This is a genomic window from Methylomonas sp. BG-2 (assembly GCF_057766305.1).
This window is the reverse complement of the sequence record NZ_JBYMAP010000453.1, coordinates 1-1,530: the sequence shown is the minus strand read 5'-3', so window position 1 is coordinate 1,530 and position 1,530 is coordinate 1. Positions and strand designations below refer to the sequence as shown.

Annotated in this window: 2 protein-coding genes; both read right to left on the bottom strand. The window is 50.3% G+C overall.

Annotated elements, in window-relative coordinates:
* Positions 1-188 (bottom strand): DUF4160 domain-containing protein (locus AC3B8H_RS21200; RefSeq protein ID WP_488443489.1); only part of this gene is annotated, 188 nt, incomplete at its 3' end.
* A 167-nt stretch (positions 189-355) separates the two neighbouring features.
* Positions 356-1,530, bottom strand: a 1,175-nt coding sequence (locus tag AC3B8H_RS21195) for a restriction endonuclease subunit S (protein ID WP_488443488.1), incomplete at its 5' end; no start/stop codon positions are given.

Genomic DNA, 1,530 nt, shown 5'->3' with positions numbered 1-1,530 from the left:
TCGATCCAGGCCTGAACCAGGCGTAATTTGGCCGGCGGAAATGTGCCTGCCAGACAGGCACCATCGTCGATGGCAAACGATGCTTCCTGGCCCTGGTAACGGACATGAATATGCGGCCGTTTGTGTTGTTCGTCATCAAAGAAATACAGCATGACGATGATGCCGTAGAACATGGAAATCACCGGCATGGTCAATTCTCCGGGGGCATTGAAACTGATCTTACATCAATCTTGCCGGTGGCGGCGGCGGAAAGTAGGCCGGGTTAGCGCAAGCGTAACCCGACAAGCCACGTCGAACAACGTCGGGTTACGGCTGCGCCTAACCCGACCTACAAATACTTCCCTGTGCAGATTGCTCATGCGGCGGCTTCCTCCGCTAATGCCGAAGAGACTAGACCACGCACATCAATCTTGCCGGTGACGGCAGCGGAAATCAGGGCGGTGCGGCGTTCTTGCAGCAAGGCTATGGCGCGTTGGGCTTCGGCAGTGAGGGTGTCGAGTTTGGTGGTTTCGTGCTCAATAAATGAAATGATCATATTCTGCTCTTGAATATCGGGCATCGATACATATAGTGTTTTGAATTCTTCCCAATAGAGACGTAACCTAAAATCTGTCACTCCTTGCGAATAGCGGCGCATCTCTTCAATCGCATTAGGGGTTCGTAACTGATATTCGATAAATGATGTCAAAAATTTTTTTATCGGACGGGCGACAACGTAAGCAGGACTAACCATGCCTAAAACTTTTACAGCACCAAATCCACCTTGCCATGCACGCATCATGTTGTAGACCAGATCGCCGGGTTCAACTGCCTGATACTTAGTTCGGTCTTCGCTTCTGACAGTCTTACGTTCCATTTCATTTTCATCAAACTCGCGGTCTGAAACACCATCGTGAATGGATACGCGTAAAATCGGTAAATCTGTTTGCCCTTGGTCACTCACTAATTTAAATAAATTGGACAGGCGAATAACTTCCCAATGCACCGGCACTTCACCCAACCATGCAATGCCGGAATCCTTCATCGGAACATCGGGGCTACTCGCGCTTTCCATTCGCTCGCCCTGCGGGCCGCCGCTGGTGGCGGCGTTCAAATTTGCTCCCGGCAAATTTGTGAGGCCTTTGGTGACGGCGCGGGAAATCACCGCCTGCCGCTTTTCCTTTAGTAGTTCGATCAGCCGTTGTTGTTCGGCAATTAGCGCGTCAATCTTGGCAGTTTCGCGGTCGAGGAAGGTGGCGATGGTTTGTTGTTCGTCGGCTGGTGGGACGGAAACCGGTATTGAGTATGCTTTTTCTCTTGCTAATCCAGGAACACCAGTATCTTGCGACAAGGAGTCAAGACCAAGAGGCTGGAGCATGAAATAAACCCAGCGTAGATTCTCGTTGGTAGTTTCATCATCGATTGAATAAGCGGTGTCAATTACAAAGCCGCCGTTTTTCGCCCAAACGACTTTCCCATATGAGCCTTTTCTGCCTACGATAATCGCAGGTGCTTTTGTATTTGCTACGGAATGGGAGCCAACTACACCAT